This window comes from Micromonospora sp. NPDC049799 (genome assembly GCF_040656655.1).
In the GTDB taxonomy this organism is placed as follows: Bacteria; Actinomycetota; Actinomycetes; order Mycobacteriales; family Micromonosporaceae; genus Micromonospora.
Map to the genome: position 1 here is coordinate 1 of NZ_JBFAMU010000837.1, position 1,374 is coordinate 1,374.

Sequence of the window (1,374 nt, forward strand, 5' to 3'; positions counted from 1 at the left end):
CCCGCACCGCCGGCGCCGCCCCCCTGGCGAAGCTGCCGGCCAGCCCCGACTACGGCCCGCTCCACCCGGTACGGGACGCCACGACCGGCCTGGAACTGCTGCGCCTGCCGCGCGGCTTCGAGTACCTCAGCTACGGCTGGACCGGCGACGTGATGTCCGACGGTATCCCGACGCCCGGCGCCCACGACGGCATGGCGGCGTTCCGCCGCGGCGACGGGAAGATCTCCCTGGTCCGCAACCACGAACGCGGCGGCTACACCGGCGCGTTCACCACCCCCGCCTACAACCCGGCTGCCACCGGCGGCACCACCTCCCTGGTGTTCGACCCCGACGCGGGCGCGTTCACCGACTCGTGGGCGAGCCTGTCCGGCACGATCCGCAACTGCGCCGGCGGCCCCACCCCCTGGGGCACCTGGCTGACCTGTGAGGAGACCACCGAACTGGGCCCGGACGGCACCCGCCACGGGTACGTGTTCGAGGTGCCGCACACCGGCAAGGGCGACCCGCGCCCGCTGCGGCAGATGGGCCGGTTCAGCCACGAGGCCGTGGCCGTGGACCCGGCCACCGGCATCGTCTACCTGACCGAGGACGCCACCCCGTCGGGCCTGTACCGCTACCTGCCCACCCTCCCCGGTGAGCTGGCCGCCGGCGGCGTCCTGCAGATGCTGGTGATCCCCACGGCGGACTCCTCGTCGTACTCCACCTACACCGACGGCACCGGCACCGAGTACCGCGACCTGACGTGGGTGACCATCGACAACCCCGACTACGCCCCCGGCGAGGTCCGGCCGGCGTTGCAGGGCGCGGCCTCCGGCGCCGCGGTGTTCCGCCGCCTGGAGGGCGCCTGGTACGGCAACGAGCGCATCTACATCGTGTCCACCAGCGGCGGGCCGGCCGGCCAGGGCCAGGTCTTCGAGTACGACCCGGCGGCGGAGCGGATGCGGGTGCTGTTCGCCTCCCCCGACGCGGCGGTGCTGAACAACCCGGACAACATCTGCGTCAGCCCGCGCGGCGGCATCGTGCTGTGCGAGGACGGCAGCTCCGGGGAGTACCTGCACGGCCTCACCACCGACGGGGTGATCTTCCCGTTCGCCCTGAACCAGGTGGTGATCCCGACCGGAGGGGTGCCCGGCAAGACCGTCGCGGCCGGCGACTACTCCGGGTCGGAGTGGTGCGGCTCCACGTTCGACCCGCGCAACGGCAACTGGCTGTTCGTCAACGTGCAGAGCCCCGGCATCACCTTCGCGATCACCGGCCCGTGGCGGCGCGGGTCGCTGTGACGCGCCGGCCGAGCCCCGGCGGCGGGAGCTGACCGCCGGGGCACGCCGGTGCTGTTGAGAAGGGCCCCCTGTACCACGCGAGGCGTTAACGGGG

1 protein-coding gene is annotated in these 1,374 nt (G+C 73.4%); it reads left to right on the top strand.

Annotation, left to right across the window (positions count from 1 at the left end):
* Positions 1–1,280: alkaline phosphatase PhoX (locus AB0I76_RS29930; RefSeq protein WP_357042490.1), on the top strand; the 1,280-nt coding region annotated here is incomplete at its 5' end.
* Positions 1,281–1,374: the final 94 nt, after the last annotated feature.